We start from the raw sequence: 20,836 nt of genomic DNA, 5'->3' as shown, positions 1-20,836 counted from the left end.
CATCAACATCCGCTATGATTGTTTTCCCAGGAAATAATTATCTGAATCACGATTACCATAATGACGAAACCCACTCATGAGCTTAGCCCGGCGCTGATCGTTTTAATGTCTGTGGCCACGGGTCTGGCGGTCGCCAGCAACTACTATGCCCAGCCGCTGCTTGATACCATCGCGCATCACTTTTCGCTTTCCGCCAGCTCCGCAGGGTTTATCGTTACCGCCGCGCAGTTGGGCTATGCCGCTGGCCTGTTGTTTCTGGTGCCGCTCGGCGACATGTTTGAACGCCGAACGCTGATTGTCTCCATGACGTTGCTGGCGGCTGGCGGAATGCTGATCACCGCCAGCAGTCAGTCGCTTAGCATGATGATACTCGGAACGGCCTTAACCGGACTGTTCTCCGTGGTGGCGCAGATTCTGGTTCCGCTGGCCGCCACACTTGCGACGCCCGCCACCCGCGGTAAAGTGGTCGGCACCATTATGAGCGGCCTGTTGCTGGGGATCCTGCTGGCGCGAACGGTCGCCGGACTGCTGGCAAACCTCGGCGGTTGGCGCACCGTATTTTGGGTAGCGTCGGCGCTGATGGCGCTGATGGCCGTCGCGTTATGGCGCGGACTGCCAAAGCTCAAATCCGACACCCATCTTAACTACCCGCAACTGTTGGGTTCTGTATTCAGCCTGTTTATTCACGATAAGCTGCTGCGTACCCGCGCACTGCTGGGCTGTCTGACCTTTGCTAATTTCAGCATCCTCTGGACATCAATGGCCTTTTTGCTCGCCGCGCCGCCGTTTAGCTACTCCGAGGGGATGATTGGCCTGTTTGGCCTGGCGGGGGCCGCCGGCGCTTTAGGCGCGCGTCCGGCTGGCGGATTTGCCGATAAAGGTAAATCTCACCTCACCACCACGTTCGGCTTACTGCTGCTGTTACTCTCCTGGCTGGCTATCTGGCTTGGGCACACCTCGGTACTGGCGCTGATTATTGGCATTCTGGTACTGGACCTCACCGTTCAGGGGGTACATATCACCAATCAGACGGTCATCTATCGTTTGCATCCGGATGCGCGTAACCGGCTCACCGCCGGCTATATGACCAGCTACTTTATCGGTGGCGCCGCGGGGTCGCTGATTTCCGCCTCCGCCTGGCAACATGCCGGCTGGGCCGGCGTTTGTCTGGCGGGTGTCACGGTAGCCTTACTTAATTTACTGGTCTGGTGGCGAGGTTTTCACCGACAGGAAGCCGTAAATTAAGCGGATAGTGAGCGTTTACCTTTGTTTAAGCTCCTTAGGGTGTTAAGGAGCTCCCCAGTCTGTTAAGGTTATGCTATTCATTTATCATGGTTATTTTTATACCGGTGAAGAATAATATAATTCTATGGAAAGCCCTGCATCCCCATCTGCTCCCAGGCCAATAGCGCCCGTTCAAGGATTCGAAGGTCGTTCACCGATAGCTATCCGTGATATTCCGGTGGCTTTTGCATCGGGTTGTAAGGCCGTTTACCCGGCTTTCGCCCCTCCCGCTTATCGTTCTCTCCTGATTTTTTCATGCAGGCACTCACGCTTTTCTCGTCATTCCTGGATTTGCCGCAGGCGGCGCTTTACCGGGCCCAATGTTCCCGCTGACGTCTCAGTCTGCGTATCATTGGTTGCTTTATAGCCTGAAAGAATGATTTTGTATTAATAATACATTTACTTTATTTGTCACTGTCGTTACTATATCGGCTGAAATTAATGAGGTCATGCCCAAATGGATAGTTCGTTTACGCCCATTGAACAAATGCTAAAATTTCGCGCCAGCCGTCACGAAGACTTTCCTTATCAGGAAATTCTTTTGACTCGTCTTTGTATGCACATGCAAGGCAAGCTCCTGGAAAACCGCAATAAGATGCTGAAGGCTCAAGGGATTAACGAGACGTTGTTTATGGCGTTGATTACGCTGGAGTCTCAGGAAAACCACAGTATTCAGCCGTCTGAATTAAGCTGCGCGCTGGGTTCATCTCGCACCAATGCGACACGCATTGCAGATGAGCTGGAAAAACGCGGCTGGATTGAGCGTCGTGAGAGCGATAACGACCGCCGTTGCCTGCATCTGCAATTAACGGAGAAAGGCCAGGCATTTTTGCAAGAAGTGCTTCCGCCTCAGCATCATTGTCTGCATCAACTCTGGTCATCACTTAGCACAGCCGAAAAAGATCAACTTGAGCACATCACTCGTAAACTCCTGACGCGTCTTGATCAAATGGAGCAGGAAGGCACTGTTCTTGAGGCGCTGCGCTAAAGCGCCGACCCGCTCAAAAATCCAGATTAATAACAGGAAAGCGGACAGGCCGGCACGCGTTACTGCTGGCCTTTCTGACAACAGGTCGGCTCAGCCGATGTGAATAATAAGATCGTGGAGAACAACATGAGCGCAAATGCGGAGATCCAAACCCCGCAGCAACCGGCTAAGAAGAAAGGCAAACGCAAAACAGCGCTGCTACTTCTTACCTTGCTCTTTGTTATTATTGCCGTGGCATATGGAATTTATTGGTTTTTAGTATTGCGTCATATTGAAGAGACAGATGATGCTTACGTGGCAGGGAACCAGGTTCAAATCATGGCGCAGGTGTCAGGCAGCGTGACGAAAGTCTGGGCTGATAACACCGACTTTGTAAAAGAGGGCGATGTTCTGGTCACGCTCGATCAGACTGACGCCAAACAAGCGTTTGAAAAAGCCAAAACGGCGCTGGCCTCCAGTGTGCGCCAGACGCACCAGTTGATGATTAACAGCAAGCAGTTGCAGGCGAATATCGACGTGCAAAAAACCGCCCTGGCGCAAGCGCAAAGCGACCTTAACCGTCGTGTGCCGCTGGGTAATGCCAATCTTATTGGCCGGGAAGAGCTGCAACACGCCCGCGATGCCGTCGCCAGCGCGCAGGCACAGCTGGATGTCGCCATTCAACAGTACAATGCCAACCAGGCAATGATACTCAACAGTAATCTGGAAGATCAGCCCGCGGTTCAACAAGCGGCGACCGAAGTGCGTAACGCCTGGCTGGCGCTGGAGCGTACTCGCATCGTCAGCCCAATGACTGGTTATGTCTCCCGCCGCGCCGTCCAGCCTGGCGCGCAAATCAGCCCCACCACGCCGCTGATGGCCGTGGTGCCTGCAACCGATCTGTGGGTGGACGCTAACTTTAAAGAAACCCAATTAGCGAATATGCGCATTGGGCAGCCAGTGACGGTGATTACTGATATTTATGGCGACGACGTAAAATACACCGGTAAAGTCGTCGGTCTGGATATGGGAACAGGCAGCGCCTTCTCCCTGCTGCCCGCGCAAAATGCGACGGGTAACTGGATTAAAGTGGTTCAACGTCTGCCGGTACGCGTCGAACTGGACGCCCGCCAGTTAGAACAACATCCGCTGCGTATTGGTTTATCGACGCTGGTCACCGTGGATACCGCTAATCGCGACGGTCAGGTACTGGCCAGCCAGGTACGAACGACGCCGGTTGCCGAAAGTAACGCACGCGAAATTAATCTCGCGCCGGTCAATAAACTGATCGACGACATCGTACAGGCTAACGCGGGTTAATCCTGAGGTGCGTGTGATGCAACAGCAAAAACCGCTGGAGGGCGCGCAGCTCGTCATCATGACGATCGCGCTGTCGCTGGCGACATTCATGCAGGTGCTGGACTCCACCATTGCCAACGTGGCGATTCCGACCATCGCCGGGAACCTGGGTTCTTCCCTAAGCCAGGGGACATGGGTTATCACCTCTTTCGGGGTGGCGAACGCTATCTCGATTCCCTTAACCGGCTGGCTGGCGAAACGTTTTGGCGAAGTCAAACTGTTCATGTGGTCGACGGTCGCCTTTGCCGCGGCCTCCTGGGCCTGTGGCGTATCCAGCAGCCTGAATATGCTGATCTTCTTCCGCGTGGTGCAGGGCGTGGTCGCCGGGCCGCTGATTCCGCTCTCGCAAAGCCTGTTGCTGAATAACTATCCGCCTGCAAAGCGCTCCATTGCGCTGGCGCTCTGGTCAATGACCGTCATTGTCGCGCCGATTTGCGGCCCGATTCTGGGGGGCTACATCAGTGATAATTACCACTGGGGATGGATTTTCTTCATCAACGTTCCGATTGGCATCGCCGTCGTCCTGATGACGTTACACACGCTGCGCGGACGTGAAACGCATACCGAACGGCGACGTATTGACGCCGTCGGGCTGGCGCTACTGGTGATTGGCATCGGCAGCCTGCAAATTATGCTCGATCGCGGTAAAGAGCTGGACTGGTTCTCCTCGCAGGAAATTATCATCCTGACCGTGGTCGCCGTCATCGCCATCAGTTTCCTGATCGTCTGGGAACTGACCGACGATCACCCTATCGTCGATCTTTCTCTTTTTAAATCGCGTAACTTCACGATTGGCTGCTTGTGCATCAGCCTTGCCTATATGCTCTATTTCGGCGCCATTGTTCTATTGCCGCAGCTTTTGCAAGAGGTGTACGGCTATACCGCAACGTGGGCAGGTCTGGCGTCAGCGCCAGTCGGTATTATTCCGGTAATTTTGTCGCCGATTATCGGACGCTTCGCGCATAAACTGGATATGCGCAGGCTGGTCACGTTCAGCTTCATTATGTACGCCGTCTGTTTTTACTGGCGCGCCTGGACGTTCGAACCGGGTATGGATTTCGGCGCTTCCGCATGGCCGCAGTTTATTCAGGGATTTGCCGTCGCCTGCTTCTTTATGCCGCTGACCACCATTACGCTCTCCGGGTTACCGCCAGAACGGCTGGCGGCGGCATCAAGCCTGTCGAACTTCACGCGAACGCTGGCAGGTTCCATCGGCACCTCGATTACCACCACTATGTGGACCGATCGTGAGTCGCTACACCATGCTCAGCTCACCGAGTCGGTTACGGCGTATAATCCAAACGCTCAGACTATGTACGATAAACTGGAAGGCTTAGGGATGACGCACCAACAGGCGTCAGGCTGGATAGCCCAGCAAATCACGAATCAGGGGCTGATTATTTCCGCCAACGAAATCTTCTGGATGTCGGCGGGGATCTTCCTGGTGCTGCTCGGCCTGGTGTGGTTCGCCAAACCGCCCTTCGGTGCGGGCGGCGGCGGTGGCGGCGCGCACTAACTATCTGATAAAAGGGATCTGCGGATCCCTTTTTTAGTAGACCAACAATCAGAAGAAATATTTGAATCTCAGACGCCCGCCGTAACGCGCATCTTCACTGTTATCGCCATTATTCGGATTGGCCTCTACCCATGAAGCATAGGCACCGAGGTAGATGTTAAAGTTTTTCATATCCATCACGTTGGGGAATAAATATGAGGCATGAATAGTGTGAATGTCATAATTGCCGGGATCGGTGACCCAGCAATCGTCCTCACAAACGGCATCGATATTGGTAGCATTAAAGGCTTCGATTTTGTTATGCGCATAGATATAACCCAGTTCAAATCGATGCCACAACGCATTCACCCCGGCGGTAAAATCTGTCTCATCGGTCGCGTCCATATAGGCGGTATTCAGGTTAATCACTGCGCCATCTTCCGGGTCAGTTTTTTGACCATTCCAGGTCATGGTAAAACCATAGCCCGTACGATCTGACTGATCGATCCACTTCCCATTCTCATAATAGCCATAGGCGTTGTTAACGACGTTACTTTCCATCGCTATCGCCGTTGAAAAACGCCCGTTTTGCCAGGCGATAACCGGACGGACGTAAGCCACGTTTTTATCGTTGCTTAAATCCATTCCGTGGTACTGCTTCTCGGTATATAACGTACTGCCATTTTCCAGCAATGTGTTAACTTCGAAATACCAGTTGTCGATGGTTTTACTCAGCAGGAAGTTACCCCCGCTGTCGCTACGTCCCCGTCCTTCTTTCATCATATAGATATAGCCGTAACCGTCACTGTAAAGATCGTTCGCTGTATTCCCCGAATATTCAATAAACGTATCCTGATTCAGCGGGAACATATCGTAGGCTTCAAAACGACCAACCTTAATTTTCCAGTCATTCTCACGACCAAAGAAGAAAACGGCATCATCAAGGTTCATTTTTCCGGTCAGGTCCGCCAGAGGCTGTACAGAGAATCCGGCAAAATTACCGTTGTCCAGCCGCTGGTAGCCATCAAAGCCCAGCAACAGGCGTCCGTTAATATCCCAGCGTTCATTGGTTCCCGGTGCCCAATCTTTATTCGCTGACGTTCTCGTCGATGTCAGACTACCGGAACGGCTTGCCGCATCCATATTAAATTCGACATCGCCATAGAACTTAATATCGCTGAATCCGGATAAAGTCAGCTTCGGCGGCGTTTTATCTGCTGCAATGGGCTCGGCGGACTGGACATTCACCGTCGGCGTAGCGGCGACCTGCTGCTGTTTCAACGAGCGAATTTGCGCCTCGGCATCGGATGCCCGTTTTTCAGCATTAACAACACGTTGCTCCAGTTCAGCCAGACGCTGCTCAATAGTGATATTATTCGCTGCCCAAAGGTTATGAGAAAAGCAAGCACCGATCATCAGCGCTAAATATTTAGCCTTCATTTTTTATCCCTTAAGTTTGATGTATACCAGATAAGATTTGCTAAAAACCCCATCGACCGGCTATTAGTAGAGTCTTGTTATTACCTGGATATCTGGCGCATTCCATTATGTTTTTCTATTAATTATTTATGATTTTTAGTTTATGTGATCAATACACTCTGGCATCGTGAGTTATCCGCCTTTTCTGTTTACCAGATCACATTTTATTATTTAACAGGCCAGGCATTACTTAATTTAAAATGTATTCTCGCCGCAAATATAATAAACGCAAATTATATTAAGCAATAAAAAACCCCGGCCATAAACCGGGGTTAATTTAAATACTGGAACCGCTTACAAATAAGACTAAATATGCAGTTCCTGCAGTTTTTCTTTCGGCAGCGCCAGCTCTTTATTGCTGTTCACGCGCACATCACGCTCCAGAATATGACGGGCAATGTCCTGCGCTTCACTGAGCGAGTGCATCTGATACGTACCGCACTGGTAAACGTTCAGCTCCGGGATCTGGTTTTGATCCTGCACTTTCAGCACATCCGCCATCGCCGCTTTCCAGGCGTCGGCAACACGCTGCTCGTCCGGCGTGCCAATCAGGCTCATGTAAAAGCCGGTGCGGCAGCCCATCGGCGAGATATCGATAATCTCAACGCCGTTACCGTTGAGGTGGTCGCGCATAAAGCCAGCAAACAGATGCTCAAGCGTATGAATCCCTTTTTCCGGCATCACTTCTTTGTTCGGAATGCAAAAACGCAGATCAAACACGGTGATTGCGTCGCCATGCGGGGTGTTCATCGTTTTTGCAACCCGGACCGCCGGCGCTTGCATCCGGGTATGATCGACTGCGAAGCTATCTAATAATGGCATTTAGTCACCTCCGATAATTTTTTAAAAATAAACTGAACTCTTTGTTCCGGGGCGAGTCTGAGTATATGAAAGACGCGCATTTGTTATCATCATCCCTGTTTTCAGCGATGAAATTTTGGCCACTCCGTGAGTGGCCTTTTTCTTTTGGGTCAGGCGTGTTTTGCAAGCCACGCGGCAAACGGCTCGGTATCCGCCGCCTCAATCTCCTGCTGACGACGTACTGAAGCGTCACGTTCAGCAATAAACTCTTCTTCCTGTAAAATCTCCAGCGGCTCTTCGCGTAACAGATTACGGTAAGCCTCACCGAACGCTTTCCCGGTGCCGCCAATGCCTTCATCAATCATAGACCGTAGGATCCGGGCGGAGAATGTCAGTTCAGGATTATCAAAGCAGGCGACCAACTCGTCACACACCTTTTGATACTCCTCTCCCCCGTGGATACTGTCCAGCGTTTGCGCCACGCGTTTCAGATCGCGGAAAAGATCTTTCCCGACTTTGGGCAGCGGGAACTGCGCAGTTTCACAGCCAATGCCTAACGTCAGGCCCGGCTTACGCCCTTCCAGAATAACGCGATTCCAGTTAGTACGCGTACATAACAGCTCATCGCTACTCATTTCCGGCGCATCGGCCAATACGCACCAGACCATAAACAGATCGAGGAAGCGCACCTGTTGCTCGTCTACGCCGATCGGTGAGAACGGATTAATATCGAGAGAACGAACTTCAATATACTCAATACCACCACGCAGAAGCGCGTCAGAAGGCGATTCGCCGCTGCGCGTCACGCGCTTGGGACGAATGGGCGCGTACAGCTCATTTTCAATTTGCAGAACGTTGCTGTTAATCTGTAGCCGCTTACCGTCTTTTTCCACACCAATCCGTGCGTACTCCTCGGAAGGGGTTTTAATCGCGCGCTTCAGACCTGCAACGTATTCATGCAAATCGTTAAACGTAATTCCGAGATTGCTTTGCGACTTATTGGTATAGCCCAAATCACTCAAACGCAGCGACGTCGCATACGGCAGGTAGTACATGCCGCAGTCCGTTTTTTCAAACGGTAATGTGGTTGGCTTTCCTTGCAGGAAAGAGGAACAAATGGCCGGAGACGCGCCAAACAGATAGGGGATGACCCAGCCAAAACGGTAATAGTTGCGAATCAGACGAAAATAGCCGGCAGAAATTTTTTCTTTTGCCGCTTCGCCTTCCGTAACGCCGCATTTCGCCTGCCAGAACGCCATCGGTAATGAAAAATTGTAATGTACGCCGGAGATGGTTTGCATCAAAGCGCCATAACGATTTTTCAGCCCTTCGCGATAGAGCGTCTTAAAACGCCCGGTATTGGATGTGCCGTACTGCGCCAGCTCTATGTCCTGCCCTTCCGCAATATAGCAGGGCATACTTAATGGCCACATCCGCTCATCGCCCAGTTTCCTGGCCGTATACCGATGGAGATCGCGCATAAAGGTGAGCATATGCTGGATATCGCCATCGACTGGCGTAATAAACTCCAGTAGGGCTTCCGCAAAATCTGTGGTAATCCATTTATGGGTCAGCGCTGAACCTAACGCTTCAGGATGACCTGTTGTCGCCAGCGTGCCATCAGCATTGACACGCAGCGTTTCGCGCTCTAACCCGCGCTGTATCCCCTTTAACGCCTGAGGATGTTTTTCCAGCCAGGCCAGAGCCTGTGATACGTCCGGGATCAAATTGACCTCCCGCCTGTCCAAATCGTTTTAATAAGCATAACTGTAATGGCGGCCATACATGCCAAACCTACAATTATTACCACCACATCATGCCCTGAACCGTCGCCGCTGCGAGCGCAACATAGCGCAGCGCCTTACCAAGACACAAAAAAAAGATCGTCCGCCCCCACGGGATGCGCATCCATCCCGCTAACAGGCACAACAAATCACCGATGACCGGCATCCAGCTTAATAATAGTGTGGCTGCGCCATAACGCTTTAGCCAGCCAGTCGCTTTTTCCTGCCAACGCGACGTTTTGCGCAGCGGAAAGAAACGCCCAAGAATAACGTTAGTTACCCCTCCAAGGCTATTACCCATTGTTGCTGTTAAGACTAAGACCCAGGGATGGCTGACGCCGGAGACCAGCATAGCAACCAAAACCACCTCAGAATTACCGGGTAACAGCGTCGCGCTGAGAAAACTACTGGCAAACAGAGACAGGAGCGACAGTCCGTCACTCACAATAGTCGGACATCCACGGCATCCATTCCCGCCGCCCGCGCCGCCTGTAAACCAAAATCGGCATCTTCAAATACCACGCACTGCGTCGGCATGACGCCCATCCGCTGGGCGCACAGTAGGAAGGTGTCAGGCGCAGGTTTGTGATGCTGTACGTGATCTGCCGCCACAACCGCATCAAAATAACGACGCAGCCCCAGATGCGCTAACAGGGCTTCCGCGATAGCGCTTTCGCTACCGGTACCGACCGACATGGGACGCCGCCCATGCCACGCTTTAACCACCTCAACCAGCGGCAGCGGTTCTACGCAGTCCAGCAGGATGCTTTTTACCGCGTCGGTTTTCTCACGCGCCAGTGACAGGGGATCAAGATCGGCATGGTTAAGCTCAATGATTGACTGGGCGATAAGCCAGGTTGGCGAACCGTTAAGCGCGACCATTGCCTGTTCATCAAAACGAAGACCATAGCGCCCCAAAACCTCACGCCACGCTTTGCGATGCGTGGGTTCGGTATCCAGGAGAGTACCGTCCATATCAAAAATCAAACCAGCATAACGTGCGTACATCGTGTTCTCGCAAACCGAATAACCAGACAGTACTTTATCGCAATTGGTTGATTTTGTCGCTAATAGAGATGAAGAGGTATATTCAGGATAAGGGGGAAAAGCGATTGCAGGGCAGTAACGTATCCGGGAGGATTACTCGCCCTTCGGGCCGTTGCTGATGCAACGTTATCCTTCTGATGCCAGCGGTGATTACCGCTATCTTATCTGCATCTTCATCGCTGAAAGTATGGAGAATATGGTGCATCCGGGAGGATTACTCGCCTTACGGCTCGCCCTTCGGGCCGTTGCTGACGCAACGTTATCCTTCCTGGTGCCAGCGGTGATTATAACTATCTTATCTGCATCTTCATCGCTGAAAGTACGGAGAATATGGTGCATCCGGGAGGATTCGAACCTCCGACCGCTCGGTTCGTAGCCGAGTACTCTATCCAGCTGAGCTACGGATGCATTGGAAATGATGTTTACTACAAGATTTGATGTCGCATTTACTGCCACACTAAATAAGATGGTGCATCCGGGAGGATTACTCGCCTTACGGCTCGCCCTTCGGGCCGTTGCTGACGCAACGTTATCCTTCCTGGTGCCAGCGGTGATTACCGCTATCTTATCCGTATCTTCATCACTGAAAGTACGGAGAATATGGTGCATCCGGGAGGATTCGAACCTCCGACCGCTCGGTTCGTAGCCGAGTACTCTATCCAGCTGAGCTACGGATGCATCGGAAAACTTGCTTTACTGCCGATATTGATACCGCGGTGAAAGCCGTATCAAGTAAGAGATGGTGCATCCGGGAGGATTCGAACCTCCGACCGCTCGGTTCGTAGCCGAGTACTCTATCCAGCTGAGCTACGGATGCATCGGGAAACTTACTTTACTGCAGATTTTGATACCGCGGTGAAAGCCGTATCAGGTAAGAGATGGTGCATCCGGGAGGATTCGAACCTCCGACCGCTCGGTTCGTAGCCGAGTACTCTATCCAGCTGAGCTACGGATGCAAATGGCGGTGAGGCGGGGATTCGAACCCCGGATGCAGCTTTTGACCGCATACTCCCTTAGCAGGGGAGCGCCTTCAGCCTCTCGGCCACCTCACCACACGCCTCTTACGAGTGCTTCGAAGAACTTGTTCTGCTCATCGTCGCTGCGTGGCGCACATATTACTTTCTGGGACTTATAAGTCAAACAATTTTTCCAGAGCTTTTATCGTTTGCACACTTCACGCTCAATTAGTCTGTAAAAAAGCCAAAAAGAGTGTTTTATCAACAGATAATTTGATGACACGCTGGCCGCCAAAAGCGCACCATATCAACAGTGAGGTTGAAAAAAGTCATGAAGGGACAACGCGGGCGAGCGAGAAGAGAGGCTGCGTCTCACCCGAAAAGTGAGACGCGAAAACCTTAGTAACTGGACTGCTGGGATTTTTCAGCCTGGATACGCTGGTAGATCTCTTCACGATGGACAGAAACTTCTTTCGGGGCGTTCACGCCAATACGCACCTGGTTGCCCTTCACCCCTAAAACTGTCACGGTGACCTCATCGCCAATCATGAGGGTCTCACCAACTCGACGAGTCAGAATCAGCATTCTTTGCTCCTTGAAAGATTAAAAGAGTCGGGTCTCTCTGTATCCCGGCATTATCCATCATATAACGCCAAAAAGTAAGCGATGACAAACACCTTAGGTGTAAGCAGTCATGGCATTACATTCTGTTAAACCTAAGTTTAGCCGATATACAAAACTTCAACCTGACTTTATCGTTGTCGATAGCGTTGACGTAAACGCCGCAGCACGGGCTGCGGCGCCAACGAACGCTTATAATTATTGCAATTTTGCGCTGACCCAGCCTTGTACACTGGCTAACGCTGCAGGCAGAGCTGCCGCATCCGTACCACCGGCTTGCGCCATGTCCGGACGACCGCCACCCTTACCGCCCACCTGCTGAGCGACCATCCCAATCAATTCCCCTGCTTTAACCCGGTCGGTCACATCCTTCGACACGCCCGCAATCAGAGAAACCTTACCTTCAACAACCGTTGCCAGTACGATAACGGTAGACCCCAGTTGATTTTTCAGATCATCAACCATGGTTCGCAGCATTTTCGGCTCAATACCAGCAAGCTCGCTAACCAGGAGCTTCACGCCGTTGAGATCGACCGCTTTACTGGAAAGATTTGCACTCTCCTGCGCTGCGGCCTGGTCCTTCAACTGCTGCAACTCTTTTTCCAGCTGACGTGTACGTTCCAGCACGGCACGCACTTTGTCGCCCAGATTCTGGCTGTCGCCCTTCAGCAGCTGCGCAATATCGTTTAAGCGATCGCTTTGCGCATGAACGGTGGCCATAGCGCCTTCACCGGTTACCGCCTCAATACGACGAATGCCCGCTGCGGTGCCGGACTCAGAGATAATACGGAATAGACCGATATCACCGGTACGACTGGCGTGAGTACCGCCGCACAGTTCAGTAGAGAAATCGCCCATGCTCAGAACGCGTACACGTTCGTCATATTTCTCGCCAAACAGCGCCATGGCCCCTTTCGCCTTCGCCGCGTCGAGATCCATGATGTTCGTTTCAATCGGCAGGTTGCGGCGAATTTGCGCATTCACCAAATCTTCAACCTCACGAATCTCCGACGGCTTCATCGCTTCATTGTGCGAGAAGTCGAAGCGCAGCACTTTATCGCTAACCAGCGAACCTTTCTGCGCAACGTGTGTCCCAAGCACCTGGCGCAACGCCGCGTGCATCAGGTGCGTGGCGGAGTGGTTCAGACGGATACGTGCGCGGCGCGCTTCATCTACGTCAGCCTGTACCGCATCGCCCACTTTCAGAGCGCCCGCAGACAATTTGCCGAGGTGACCAATCGCCTGACCATATTTTTGCGTGTCGTCCACAGCGAAAGTAAATCCAGCGCCTTTCAGCTCGCCTTTATCGCCAACCTGACCGCCTGATTCCGCATAGAATGGGGTCTGATCCAGCACGACAACCGCTTCCTGTCCCGCGTTAATCGCTTCAACCGCTTTACCATCGACAAACAGCGCAGTCACTTTGCCGTTCAGTTCCAGATGGTCATAACCTTTAAATTCAGAAGCGCTATCAACGCGGATCATCGCGTTGTAGTCCGCGCCAAAACCGCTAGCTTCGCGCGCGCGACGGCGTTGCTCTTCCATAGCGGCTTCAAAACCGGCTTCATCGACTTTGATGTTGCGCTCACGGCAGACGTCCGCCGTTAGATCGACCGGGAAACCATAAGTATCATACAGACGGAAAGCGGTTTCGCCGTCCAGGGTGTCGCCCTGCAATTTCGCCAGTTCTTCATCCAGCAGCGCCAGACCGCGCTCCAGCGTACGGGCGAACTGCTCTTCTTCCGTTTTCAGAACCTGTTCGACCTGCGCCTGCTGACGTTTCAACTCTTCGCCTGCGGAGCCCATTACCTCAATCAGCGGCCCAACCAGCTTGTAGAAGAAGGTCTCTTTCGCGCCCAGCATGTTGCCGTGACGAACCGCGCGACGAATAATGCGACGCAGCACATAGCCACGGTTTTCATTCGACGGCAGCACGCCATCGGCAACCAGGAATGCGCAAGAACGGATGTGGTCGGCGATAACGCGCAGCGATTTATTACCCAGATCGGTGGCGCCAGTGACTTTCGCTACCGCTTCAATCAACGTGCGGAACAGGTCGATGTCATAGTTAGAGTTAACGTGTTGCAGTACCGCGGCAATACGCTCCAGCCCCATACCGGTATCTACAGACGGTTTCGGCAATGGTTCCATCGTCCCGTCAGCCTGACGGTTGAACTGCATAAAGACGATGTTCCAGATCTCAATATAGCGATCGCCGTCTTCTTCCGGGCTTCCCGGAGGGCCGCCCCAGATGTGGTCGCCATGATCGTAGAAGATTTCGGTGCACGGACCGCAGGGACCGGTGTCGCCCATCTGCCAGAAGTTATCCGATGCGTATGGCGCGCCTTTATTGTCGCCGATACGGATAATACGCTCGCGCGGGATGCCGACTTCTTTTTCCCAGATCTCATAGGCTTCGTCGTCGGTTTCATAGACGGTGACCCATAAACGCTCTTTTGGCAGAGCAAACCAGTTTTCACCGGTCAGTAATTCCCATGCGAACTGAATGGCGTCGTGTTTGAAGTAATCGCCGAAGCTGAAGTTGCCCAGCATTTCGAAGAAAGTATGGTGACGTGCAGTGTATCCGACGTTTTCCAGATCGTTGTGTTTACCTCCCGCGCGTACGCAACGCTGGGAAGTGGTTGCACGGGAATAATTACGTTTATCGAGCCCAAGGAAAACATCCTTGAACTGGTTCATCCCGGCATTGGTAAACAACAGAGTGGGGTCATTGTTAGGCACCAGGGAACTGCTGGCAACTACCTGATGCCCTTTACTATGGAAAAAGTCGAGAAACGCCTGACGGATCTCAGCGGTGCTCTTGCTCATAATTATCCTGAAATCAAGCTACACTTCATCCTTCAGGCCGCCTCTGCGTTGGCTGCGAGTTTCCCGGTCACGCGTTCCCGAGGCTCACTTGCCGCTTTGATGCGGCTTGAATGATTTTGTGTATTTAAGGAATATTCGTCGCAGACGCTGTTCGCCGTTAAGCAACCCGCGTCCAGACGGAAAAAGTGGGAATAAGATAAGTTTTCTTTACCGGGAAGTAAAATCCCGTATGCGCTCAATCTGCAAAATTTCGCCATATTTGCTGGATATTGTCCATCAGATACCCGCGATAGAGCAAAAAGCGCTGTACCTTAACCTTTTCTGAAAAGTTTGAAGGGAGCGGCTCGCCATATTTGCGAACGGCCTGTTCACGTGCCATTTCACTCCAGTCAATTTCACATTCTCGCATCGCTTTTTCAGTCGATTCACGGGAAATGCCTTTCTGATTCAACTCCTGGCGAATACGCGCCGGGCCATAGCCTTTGCGGCTACGACTGGCGATAAAGCGCATCACGAAGCGCTCGTCATCAAGATAGTGATGTTCGTGGCACCAGGCGATCACGCGTTCATAATCGTCTGCCGTCGCATCAATCTCTTCCGGCCCATTTTTGCCCATCACCGGCGCGGAGAGTTTACGCCGTAATTCCTGCTCGCTGTGATCGCGGACAGCAAGAATACGTACCGCACGATCAAGGAGACGAGCATAAGCGGGACGGCGCGATGTGGGTTCACTCATAAAAAACCTTAACAGGGAGAAATGCCAAAAGGGCCGCATAAATGCAGCCCTTGATGGTAATTTAACGTTTTGCTGAATGGCGGCTTCGTTTTGCCCGCCCCACCATCACCTGATGATTAAAAATCTTCGTTGGTTTCTGCAACGCCTTCGCTATCGTCAACGGCGAAATCGGGCGTGGCATTCTGATTACTCAACAGTAATTCACGAACCCTTTTCTCGATCTCTTTCGCTGTCGCCGGGTTCTCTTTCAGCCAGGTAGTCGCGTTCGCTTTACCCTGGCCAATCTTCTCGCCGTTGTAGCTGTACCATGCGCCCGCTTTCTCGATCAGCTTCTCTTTCACGCCCAGGTCAACCAGTTCGCCATAGAAGTTGATGCCTTCACCGTAGAGGATCTGGAACTCGGCCTGCTTAAACGGCGCGGCGATTTTGTTTTTCACCACTTTCACACGCGTTTCGCTACCCACGACATTATCGCCCTCTTTCACCGCGCCAATACGACGGATATCAAGACGAACAGAGGCGTAGAATTTCAGCGCGTTACCGCCGGTGGTGGTTTCCGGGTTACCGAACATCACGCCAATCTTCATACGGATCTGGTTGATGAAAATCAACAGCGTGTTGGACTGTTTCAGGTTCCCCGCCAGCTTACGCATCGCCTGGCTCATCATACGCGCCGCGAGGCCCATGTGAGAGTCGCCGATTTCGCCTTCGATTTCCGCTTTCGGCGTTAGCGCCGCTACGGAGTCGACCACAATGACGTCCACCGCGCCTGAACGCGCCAGCGCGTCACAGATTTCCAGCGCCTGCTCGCCGGTATCCGGCTGAGAGCAGAGCAGGTTATCGATATCGACGCCCAGCTTGCGTGCGTAAACAGGGTCAAGCGCGTGTTCCGCATCGATAAACGCACAGGTTTTACCTTCACGCTGCGCAGCGGCAATCACCTGCAGCGTCAGGGTCGTTTTACCGGAAGATTCCGGCCCGTAAATTTCGACGATACGCCCCATCGGCAGACCGCCCGCACCGAGTGCGATGTCCAGTGAAAGCGAACCGGTGGAGATAGTTTCCACATCCATAGAACGGTCTTCACCCAGACGCATGATGGAGCCTTTACCAAATTGCTTTTCAATTTGGCCCAGTGCTGCCGCCAACGCTTTCTGTTTGTTTTCGTCGATAGCCATTATTACTCCTGTCATGCAACTTGGTATTGAACCGGATAGTGAATTCGTACTGTTGAAGCAATTATACTGTATGCTCATACAGTATCAAGTGTTTTGTAGAAATTGTTGCCACAGGGTTTGTAGCGCGTATGTCGTCGCCTGTCGACGCACCGATTCACGGTCGCCGCTGAAGCATTCCCGACGCGTAATCCCTTCTCCACTGACGCTGGCGAAAGCAAACCACACCGTACCAACCGGCTTTTCTTCACTGCCGCCATCCGGCCCGGCAATCCCGCTAATAGCGACAGCAAAATCGGCGCGAGCGGCCTTCAGCGCCCCGATCGCCATTTCGACCACTACGGGTTCGCTGACCGCGCCATGCTGCGCCAGAGTCTCTTCACGCACGCCAATCATCTGCGCTTTGGCTTCATTACTATAGGTGACAAAGCCGCGTTCAAACCAGGCGGAACTTCCGGCGATGTCGGTAATGGCTTTCGCCAGCCAGCCGCCGGTACAGGACTCTGCTGTCGTTACGGTCGCCCCGCGCGCTTTTAACGCCAGCCCGACCTGCTCGCTAAGCCGCATCAGTTCACTGTCAGTCATCATGACCTCTGTCAGTTAGAAATCCTGCCGCACAAGATAGCACTTTCTCACCAGAGATGGGGACGAGCTGTCGATTTTACGAGTCGGATTCCGAAAAAATGCCAGCAGGTTATTTATGCAGAATGAAAGAGGTAGCACTTGACTAAATAGCAGTACCATGTCGCTAAATTTACACGTACGGAGAGAAAGCAAGGATGTCACTCAAAAAAACGGAAAGCACACAGCACAAACTGAAACAAACCTGTCAACTACGGCTGTGGTTAATTGTGGGTGGAGTATGTTCATTAGGAATGGGAGTACTGAATATATTGTCGTCAGGCTATTTTGAACCGTATGACGGCGGTCAAATTATCTTAGGCCTGGGATGTCTGGGATATAGTCTGGCACTATCAAAGAAGATATCCCACTTGCAGGCAGAGAATCAGCCCAAAAAGCCATAATAATAGCGGAGGGGGTGCTCCCCTCCCTAAGCGTAAATTAGCGCACCCGCGCCAGCGCTACCGCCTGGCCCAGTTGCCAAACCGCCATCGCATAATGCGTGCTGTGGTTATATCGGGTAATTGTGTAGAAGTTCGGCAGGCCGTACCAGTACTGGTATCCCGTACCGATATCCAGACGCAGCAGGCTGGCTTCCTGATGATTGCCCAACGATTGCTGCGGCGTTAAGCCTGCGGCGGCAAGCTGAGAGATGCTGTATTTTGTTTTGAAACCATTCGCCAACCCAGGCGCCTGACCACTCGCCGGCACCGCAACCATATCGCCTTTCACCCAACCATGCGCCTTGAAATAGTTCGCCACGCTGCCGATGGCATCTACCGGATCCCACAAGTTAATGTGCCCATCACCATTGAAATCGACCGCATATTCTTTATAGGAAGATGGCATAAACTGGCCGTAGCCCATCGCGCCCGCAAAGGAACCTTTCAGATTGAGCGGATCGTCTTGCTCATCGCGCGCCATGAGCAGGAAGGTTTCCAGCTCGCCGGAGAAATATTCCGCCCGGCGCGGATAGTTAAATGACAGCGTCGCCAGCGCGTCCAGAATCCGCGTTTTCCCCATGATACGTCCCCAGCGGGTTTCCACGCCGATGATGCCCACGATGATCTCCGGCGGTACGCCGTATACCTGCCAGGCGCGGTTCAGCGCGTCTTCATACTGATTCCAGAACGCGACGCCGTTTTGCACGTTATCCGGCGTAATAAATTGTTTGCGGTAGCGCAACCAGGCGCCATTTGGTCCGGCGGGCGGCTGAGTGGTCGGCGCTTGTCTGTCCATCAGACGCAGGACGTAATCCAGTCTTTTAGACTGCGAGAGGATCTCTTGCAACTGCTGACGGTCGAAACCGTGTTTACTGACCATTTTATCAATGAACTGCTGCGCATTAGGGTTGTTGGCGAAGTCGCCGCCCATTTGCATGACGTTATGCTGCGGCTCAAGCAGAAAGCCGCCGGAAGGCGTGCCCGTCGTCGCTTGAGTCTCGGAAGATTTTGGCGTGCTGCTACAGGCAGCAAGCAATACGCAAAGTGGAAGTAACGCTACATAACGACGCTTGAACATGAGACATCCATTAAACAAATTCAGCCAGGGAGAAGTATGGTAAAGCATCCCCCGCCGCACAAGGAAGCGGCACAAGAGAATAAATCACCTTTCTCCTCTTTTCAGTTTGTATACGCTCCCTCACTCCCACAATCTTTCAATTTAAAATATTTTTCTTTTATTTTGCGATCACAATAACACTTTTAAATCTTTCAACATGATTACAATGAACAGGAAATTAGCAAGAAAACTAAAAACCCTACAGGAGAGAACAATGATCGAAACCATTACACATGGTGCGGAGTGGTTCATCGGGTTATTCCAGAAAGGCGGAGAGGTGTTTACCGGTATGGTGACAGGTATTCTTCCGCTACTGATAAGCCTGCTGGTTATCATGAATGCGCTCATCAATTTTATCGGCCAGCAGCGTATTGAGCGTTTTGCCCAACGTTGTGCCGGAAATCCGCTATCTCGTTACCTGCTTTTACCGTGTATCGGGACATTTGTTTTTTGTAATCCGATGACCCTGAGTTTGGGACGCTTTATGCCGGAGAAGTACAAGCCGAGCTATTACGCGGCGGCCTCCTATAGCTGTCACTCCATGAACGGTCTGTTTCCGCATATCAATCCCGGCGAACTGTTTGTTTATCTGGGGATCGCCAGCGGACTCACCACGTTAGGGCTTCCTCTCGGCCCGCTCGCGGTGAGCTATCTGCTGGTAGGTCTGGTGACGAACTTCTTCCGCGGTTGGGTCACCGATCTCACCACCGCTATTTTTGAGAAAAAAATGGGGATTCAACTTGAGCAGAAAGTTCATCTGACAGGAGCGGTATCATGACACGGGTTCGCATTGAGAAAGGCGCCGGCGGCTGGGGCGGCCCGCTTGAACTGGACGTTACGCCAGACAAAAAGATCGTCTATATCACAGCCGGTACGCGCCCGGCGATCGTCGACAAACTGGCGCAACTAACAGGCTGGCAAGCGGTGGACGGCTTTAAAGAAGGCGAACCGCCGGAAGCGGAGATCGGCGCGGCCATTATCGACTGCGGCGGTACGCTGCGCTGCGGTATCTATCCGAAACGCCGGATTCCAACCATTAATATTCACTCGACGGGTAAGTCCGGCCCACTGGCGCAGTATATTGTTGAGGATATTTATGTCTCCGGCGTAAAAGAAGAAAACATTACTCTTGTCGGCGAAACGCCTGCCAGTCCCCAGCCTGCCAAAACGACATTAGGACGTGACTACGACACCAGCAAAAAAATCACCGAGCAGAGCGACGGGCTGCTGGCAAAAGTCGGTATGGGAATGGGCTCCGCCGTGGCGGTACTGTTCCAGTCCGGTCGCGACACCATTGATACGGTCCTGAAAACAATCCTGCCGTTTATGGCGTTCGTTTCGGCGCTGATCGGCATCATTATGGCCTCAGGTCTTGGCGACTGGATCGCCCACGGCCTGGCGCCATTAGCCAGCCATCCACTGGGGCTGGTGACGCTGGCATTGATCTGCTCGTTCCCGCTGCTGTCGCCCTTTCTCGGCCCTGGCGCGGTTATCGCTCAGGTCATTGGCGTCCTGATCGGCGTTCAGATAGGCCTGGGCAATATCCCCCCGCATCTGGCGCTTCCCGCCCTGTTCGCGATTAACGCGCAGGCGGCCTGCGACTTTATCCCGGTCGGCCTGTCGCTGGCGGAAGCGAAACAAGACACCGTTCGCGTCGGCGTACCTTCTGTGCTGGTCGGACGCTTCCTGACTGGCGCGCCCACGGTACTTATCGCCTGGTTTGTTTCCGGCTTTATCTATCAATAAGAGGTTCAGACATGAGCGTGATTTATCAAACCACCATCACCCGTATCGGCCAGAGCGCGAAGGAAGCGCTCGGCGAACAGATGCTGATTACGTTTCGGGAAGGCGCGCCGGCGGATATCGAAGAATTTTGCTTCATCCATTGTCATGGCGAACTGACCGGCGCGCTGCAGCCTGGCGCGCGGTGTGAATTGGGTCAACATTGCTATCCGGTCACGGCGGTCGGCAGCGTAGCCGAGCAAAACCTGCGTGAACTGGGGCATATCACTTTGCGCTTCGATGGTCTGCGTGAAGCGGAATTTCCCGGCACCGTACACGTTGCGGGGCCTGTACCGGACGATATCGCGCCGGGCTGTATTTTGACGTTTGTCGCTTAAGG

At 52.7% G+C, this 20,836-nt stretch carries 19 protein-coding genes and 5 tRNA genes; 8 read left to right on the top strand and 16 right to left on the bottom strand.

Annotated features, from left to right (window positions below):
• The first annotated feature begins 60 nt into the window (after positions 1 to 60).
• From QEN31_RS05245 to emrB, 4 genes are all read left to right on the top strand, one after another.
• A complete protein-coding gene (locus QEN31_RS05245; RefSeq protein WP_000165758.1) occupies positions 61 to 1,245 on the top strand; it encodes an MFS transporter in 1,185 nt (394 codons plus the stop codon).
• 496 nt (positions 1,246 to 1,741) lie between these two features.
• Positions 1,742 to 2,272, top strand: a complete 531-nt coding sequence (mprA, locus tag QEN31_RS05240) for a transcriptional repressor MprA (RefSeq protein ID WP_000378431.1) — start codon at positions 1,742 to 1,744, stop codon at positions 2,270 to 2,272.
• A gap of 126 nt (positions 2,273 to 2,398) precedes the next feature.
• On the top strand, positions 2,399 to 3,571 hold the full coding sequence (gene emrA / locus QEN31_RS05235; RefSeq protein ID WP_001275603.1) for a multidrug efflux MFS transporter periplasmic adaptor subunit EmrA: 1,173 nt from the start codon (positions 2,399 to 2,401) through the stop codon (positions 3,569 to 3,571).
• Between the two features lie 16 nt (positions 3,572 to 3,587).
• Positions 3,588 to 5,126: a multidrug efflux MFS transporter permease subunit EmrB gene (emrB, locus tag QEN31_RS05230; protein ID WP_001187300.1), complete on the top strand. Its 1,539-nt coding sequence runs from the start codon at positions 3,588 to 3,590 to the stop codon at positions 5,124 to 5,126.
• A gap of 48 nt (positions 5,127 to 5,174) precedes the next feature.
• Here the strand turns inward: emrB and QEN31_RS05225 are convergent, their stop codons facing one another.
• The 15 genes from QEN31_RS05225 to pncC all read right to left on the bottom strand — a co-directional run bounded on the left by QEN31_RS05225 (position 5,175) and on the right by pncC (position 17,118).
• Complete coding sequence (locus QEN31_RS05225) at positions 5,175 to 6,545, bottom strand: carbohydrate porin (RefSeq protein WP_000645139.1); 1,371 nt, start codon at positions 6,543 to 6,545, stop codon at positions 5,175 to 5,177.
• A 345-nt stretch (positions 6,546 to 6,890) separates the two neighbouring features.
• The gene (gene luxS, locus QEN31_RS05220; protein WP_001130194.1) at positions 6,891 to 7,406 is read right to left on the bottom strand and encodes an S-ribosylhomocysteine lyase; all 516 of its coding nucleotides are present in this window, start codon (positions 7,404 to 7,406) and stop codon (positions 6,891 to 6,893) included.
• A 149-nt stretch (positions 7,407 to 7,555) separates the two neighbouring features.
• On the bottom strand, positions 7,556 to 9,112 hold the full coding sequence (gene gshA / locus QEN31_RS05215) for a glutamate--cysteine ligase (protein WP_000611821.1): 1,557 nt from the start codon (positions 9,110 to 9,112) through the stop codon (positions 7,556 to 7,558).
• Between the two features lie 76 nt (positions 9,113 to 9,188).
• Positions 9,189 to 9,614: a YqaA family protein gene (locus tag QEN31_RS05210; RefSeq protein ID WP_001279499.1), complete on the bottom strand. Its 426-nt coding sequence runs from the start codon at positions 9,612 to 9,614 to the stop codon at positions 9,189 to 9,191.
• On the bottom strand, positions 9,611 to 10,177 hold the full coding sequence (gene yqaB / locus QEN31_RS05205; RefSeq protein WP_000271296.1) for a fructose-1-phosphate/6-phosphogluconate phosphatase: 567 nt from the start codon (positions 10,175 to 10,177) through the stop codon (positions 9,611 to 9,613). The genes QEN31_RS05210 and yqaB overlap by 4 nt, the downstream gene beginning before the upstream one ends.
• A gap of 370 nt (positions 10,178 to 10,547) precedes the next feature.
• Positions 10,548 to 10,624: transfer RNA gene (locus QEN31_RS05200), tRNA-Arg, on the bottom strand.
• A 193-nt stretch (positions 10,625 to 10,817) separates the two neighbouring features.
• Positions 10,818 to 10,894 (bottom strand) — tRNA-Arg (locus QEN31_RS05195).
• Between the two features lie 62 nt (positions 10,895 to 10,956).
• A tRNA-Arg gene (locus tag QEN31_RS05190) sits at positions 10,957 to 11,033 on the bottom strand.
• A 62-nt stretch (positions 11,034 to 11,095) separates the two neighbouring features.
• A tRNA-Arg gene (locus QEN31_RS05185) sits at positions 11,096 to 11,172 on the bottom strand.
• A 3-nt stretch (positions 11,173 to 11,175) separates the two neighbouring features.
• A tRNA-Ser gene (locus tag QEN31_RS05180) sits at positions 11,176 to 11,268 on the bottom strand.
• Positions 11,269 to 11,571: 303 nt separating this feature from the next.
• Positions 11,572 to 11,757 carry a carbon storage regulator CsrA gene (gene csrA, locus QEN31_RS05175; protein WP_000906486.1) on the bottom strand — a complete coding sequence of 62 codons (186 nt, stop codon included), beginning with the start codon at positions 11,755 to 11,757 and terminating at the stop codon, positions 11,572 to 11,574.
• 234 nt (positions 11,758 to 11,991) lie between these two features.
• Entirely contained in the window at positions 11,992 to 14,622 is a 2,631-nt protein-coding gene (gene alaS, locus QEN31_RS05170) for an alanine--tRNA ligase (protein ID WP_099949620.1), read from the bottom strand.
• 235 nt (positions 14,623 to 14,857) lie between these two features.
• Positions 14,858 to 15,358: a recombination regulator RecX gene (gene recX, locus QEN31_RS05165; protein WP_001294864.1), complete on the bottom strand. Its 501-nt coding sequence runs from the start codon at positions 15,356 to 15,358 to the stop codon at positions 14,858 to 14,860.
• A 116-nt stretch (positions 15,359 to 15,474) separates the two neighbouring features.
• The gene (recA, locus tag QEN31_RS05160) at positions 15,475 to 16,536 is read right to left on the bottom strand and encodes a recombinase RecA (RefSeq protein ID WP_000963150.1); all 1,062 of its coding nucleotides are present in this window, start codon (positions 16,534 to 16,536) and stop codon (positions 15,475 to 15,477) included.
• Between the two features lie 84 nt (positions 16,537 to 16,620).
• The gene (gene pncC, locus QEN31_RS05155) at positions 16,621 to 17,118 is read right to left on the bottom strand and encodes a nicotinamide-nucleotide amidase (protein ID WP_000132239.1); all 498 of its coding nucleotides are present in this window, start codon (positions 17,116 to 17,118) and stop codon (positions 16,621 to 16,623) included.
• 194 nt (positions 17,119 to 17,312) lie between these two features.
• Between pncC and QEN31_RS05150 the strand changes: the two genes are divergently transcribed.
• Positions 17,313 to 17,558 (top strand): hypothetical protein, encoded by a 246-nt coding sequence (locus QEN31_RS05150; protein ID WP_001519391.1) that lies wholly within the window; start codon positions 17,313 to 17,315, stop codon positions 17,556 to 17,558.
• Positions 17,559 to 17,595: 37 nt separating this feature from the next.
• Here QEN31_RS05150 and mltB read toward each other — a convergent pair whose 3' ends face one another.
• A complete protein-coding gene (gene mltB, locus QEN31_RS05145; protein WP_000476820.1) occupies positions 17,596 to 18,675 on the bottom strand; it encodes a lytic murein transglycosylase B in 1,080 nt (359 codons plus the stop codon).
• Positions 18,676 to 18,928: 253 nt separating this feature from the next.
• On the opposite strand from mltB, the gene srlA reads away from it, so the two are divergent.
• From srlA to srlB, 3 genes are read left to right on the top strand one after another with little or no spacing between them, the layout of a single operon-like run.
• Positions 18,929 to 19,492, top strand: a complete 564-nt coding sequence (gene srlA, locus QEN31_RS05140; RefSeq protein WP_000573333.1) for a PTS glucitol/sorbitol transporter subunit IIC — start codon at positions 18,929 to 18,931, stop codon at positions 19,490 to 19,492.
• Positions 19,489 to 20,460, top strand: coding sequence for a PTS glucitol/sorbitol transporter subunit IIB (gene srlE / locus QEN31_RS05135; protein WP_000199033.1), 972 nt, complete (start codon positions 19,489 to 19,491; stop codon positions 20,458 to 20,460). The genes srlA and srlE overlap by 4 nt, the downstream gene beginning before the upstream one ends.
• Before the next feature lie 11 nt (positions 20,461 to 20,471).
• Complete coding sequence (gene srlB, locus QEN31_RS05130; RefSeq protein WP_000111553.1) at positions 20,472 to 20,834, top strand: PTS glucitol/sorbitol transporter subunit IIA; 363 nt, start codon at positions 20,472 to 20,474, stop codon at positions 20,832 to 20,834.
• The last annotated feature ends 2 nt before the right edge of the window (positions 20,835 to 20,836 follow it).

It is taken from the genome of Salmonella sp. SA15303 (assembly GCF_029962125.1).
Taxonomy (GTDB): Bacteria; Pseudomonadota; Gammaproteobacteria; order Enterobacterales; family Enterobacteriaceae; genus Salmonella; species Salmonella enterica.
Note: the sequence above shows the minus strand (reverse complement) of the source record. Positions and strands in the feature narration are given on the sequence as shown.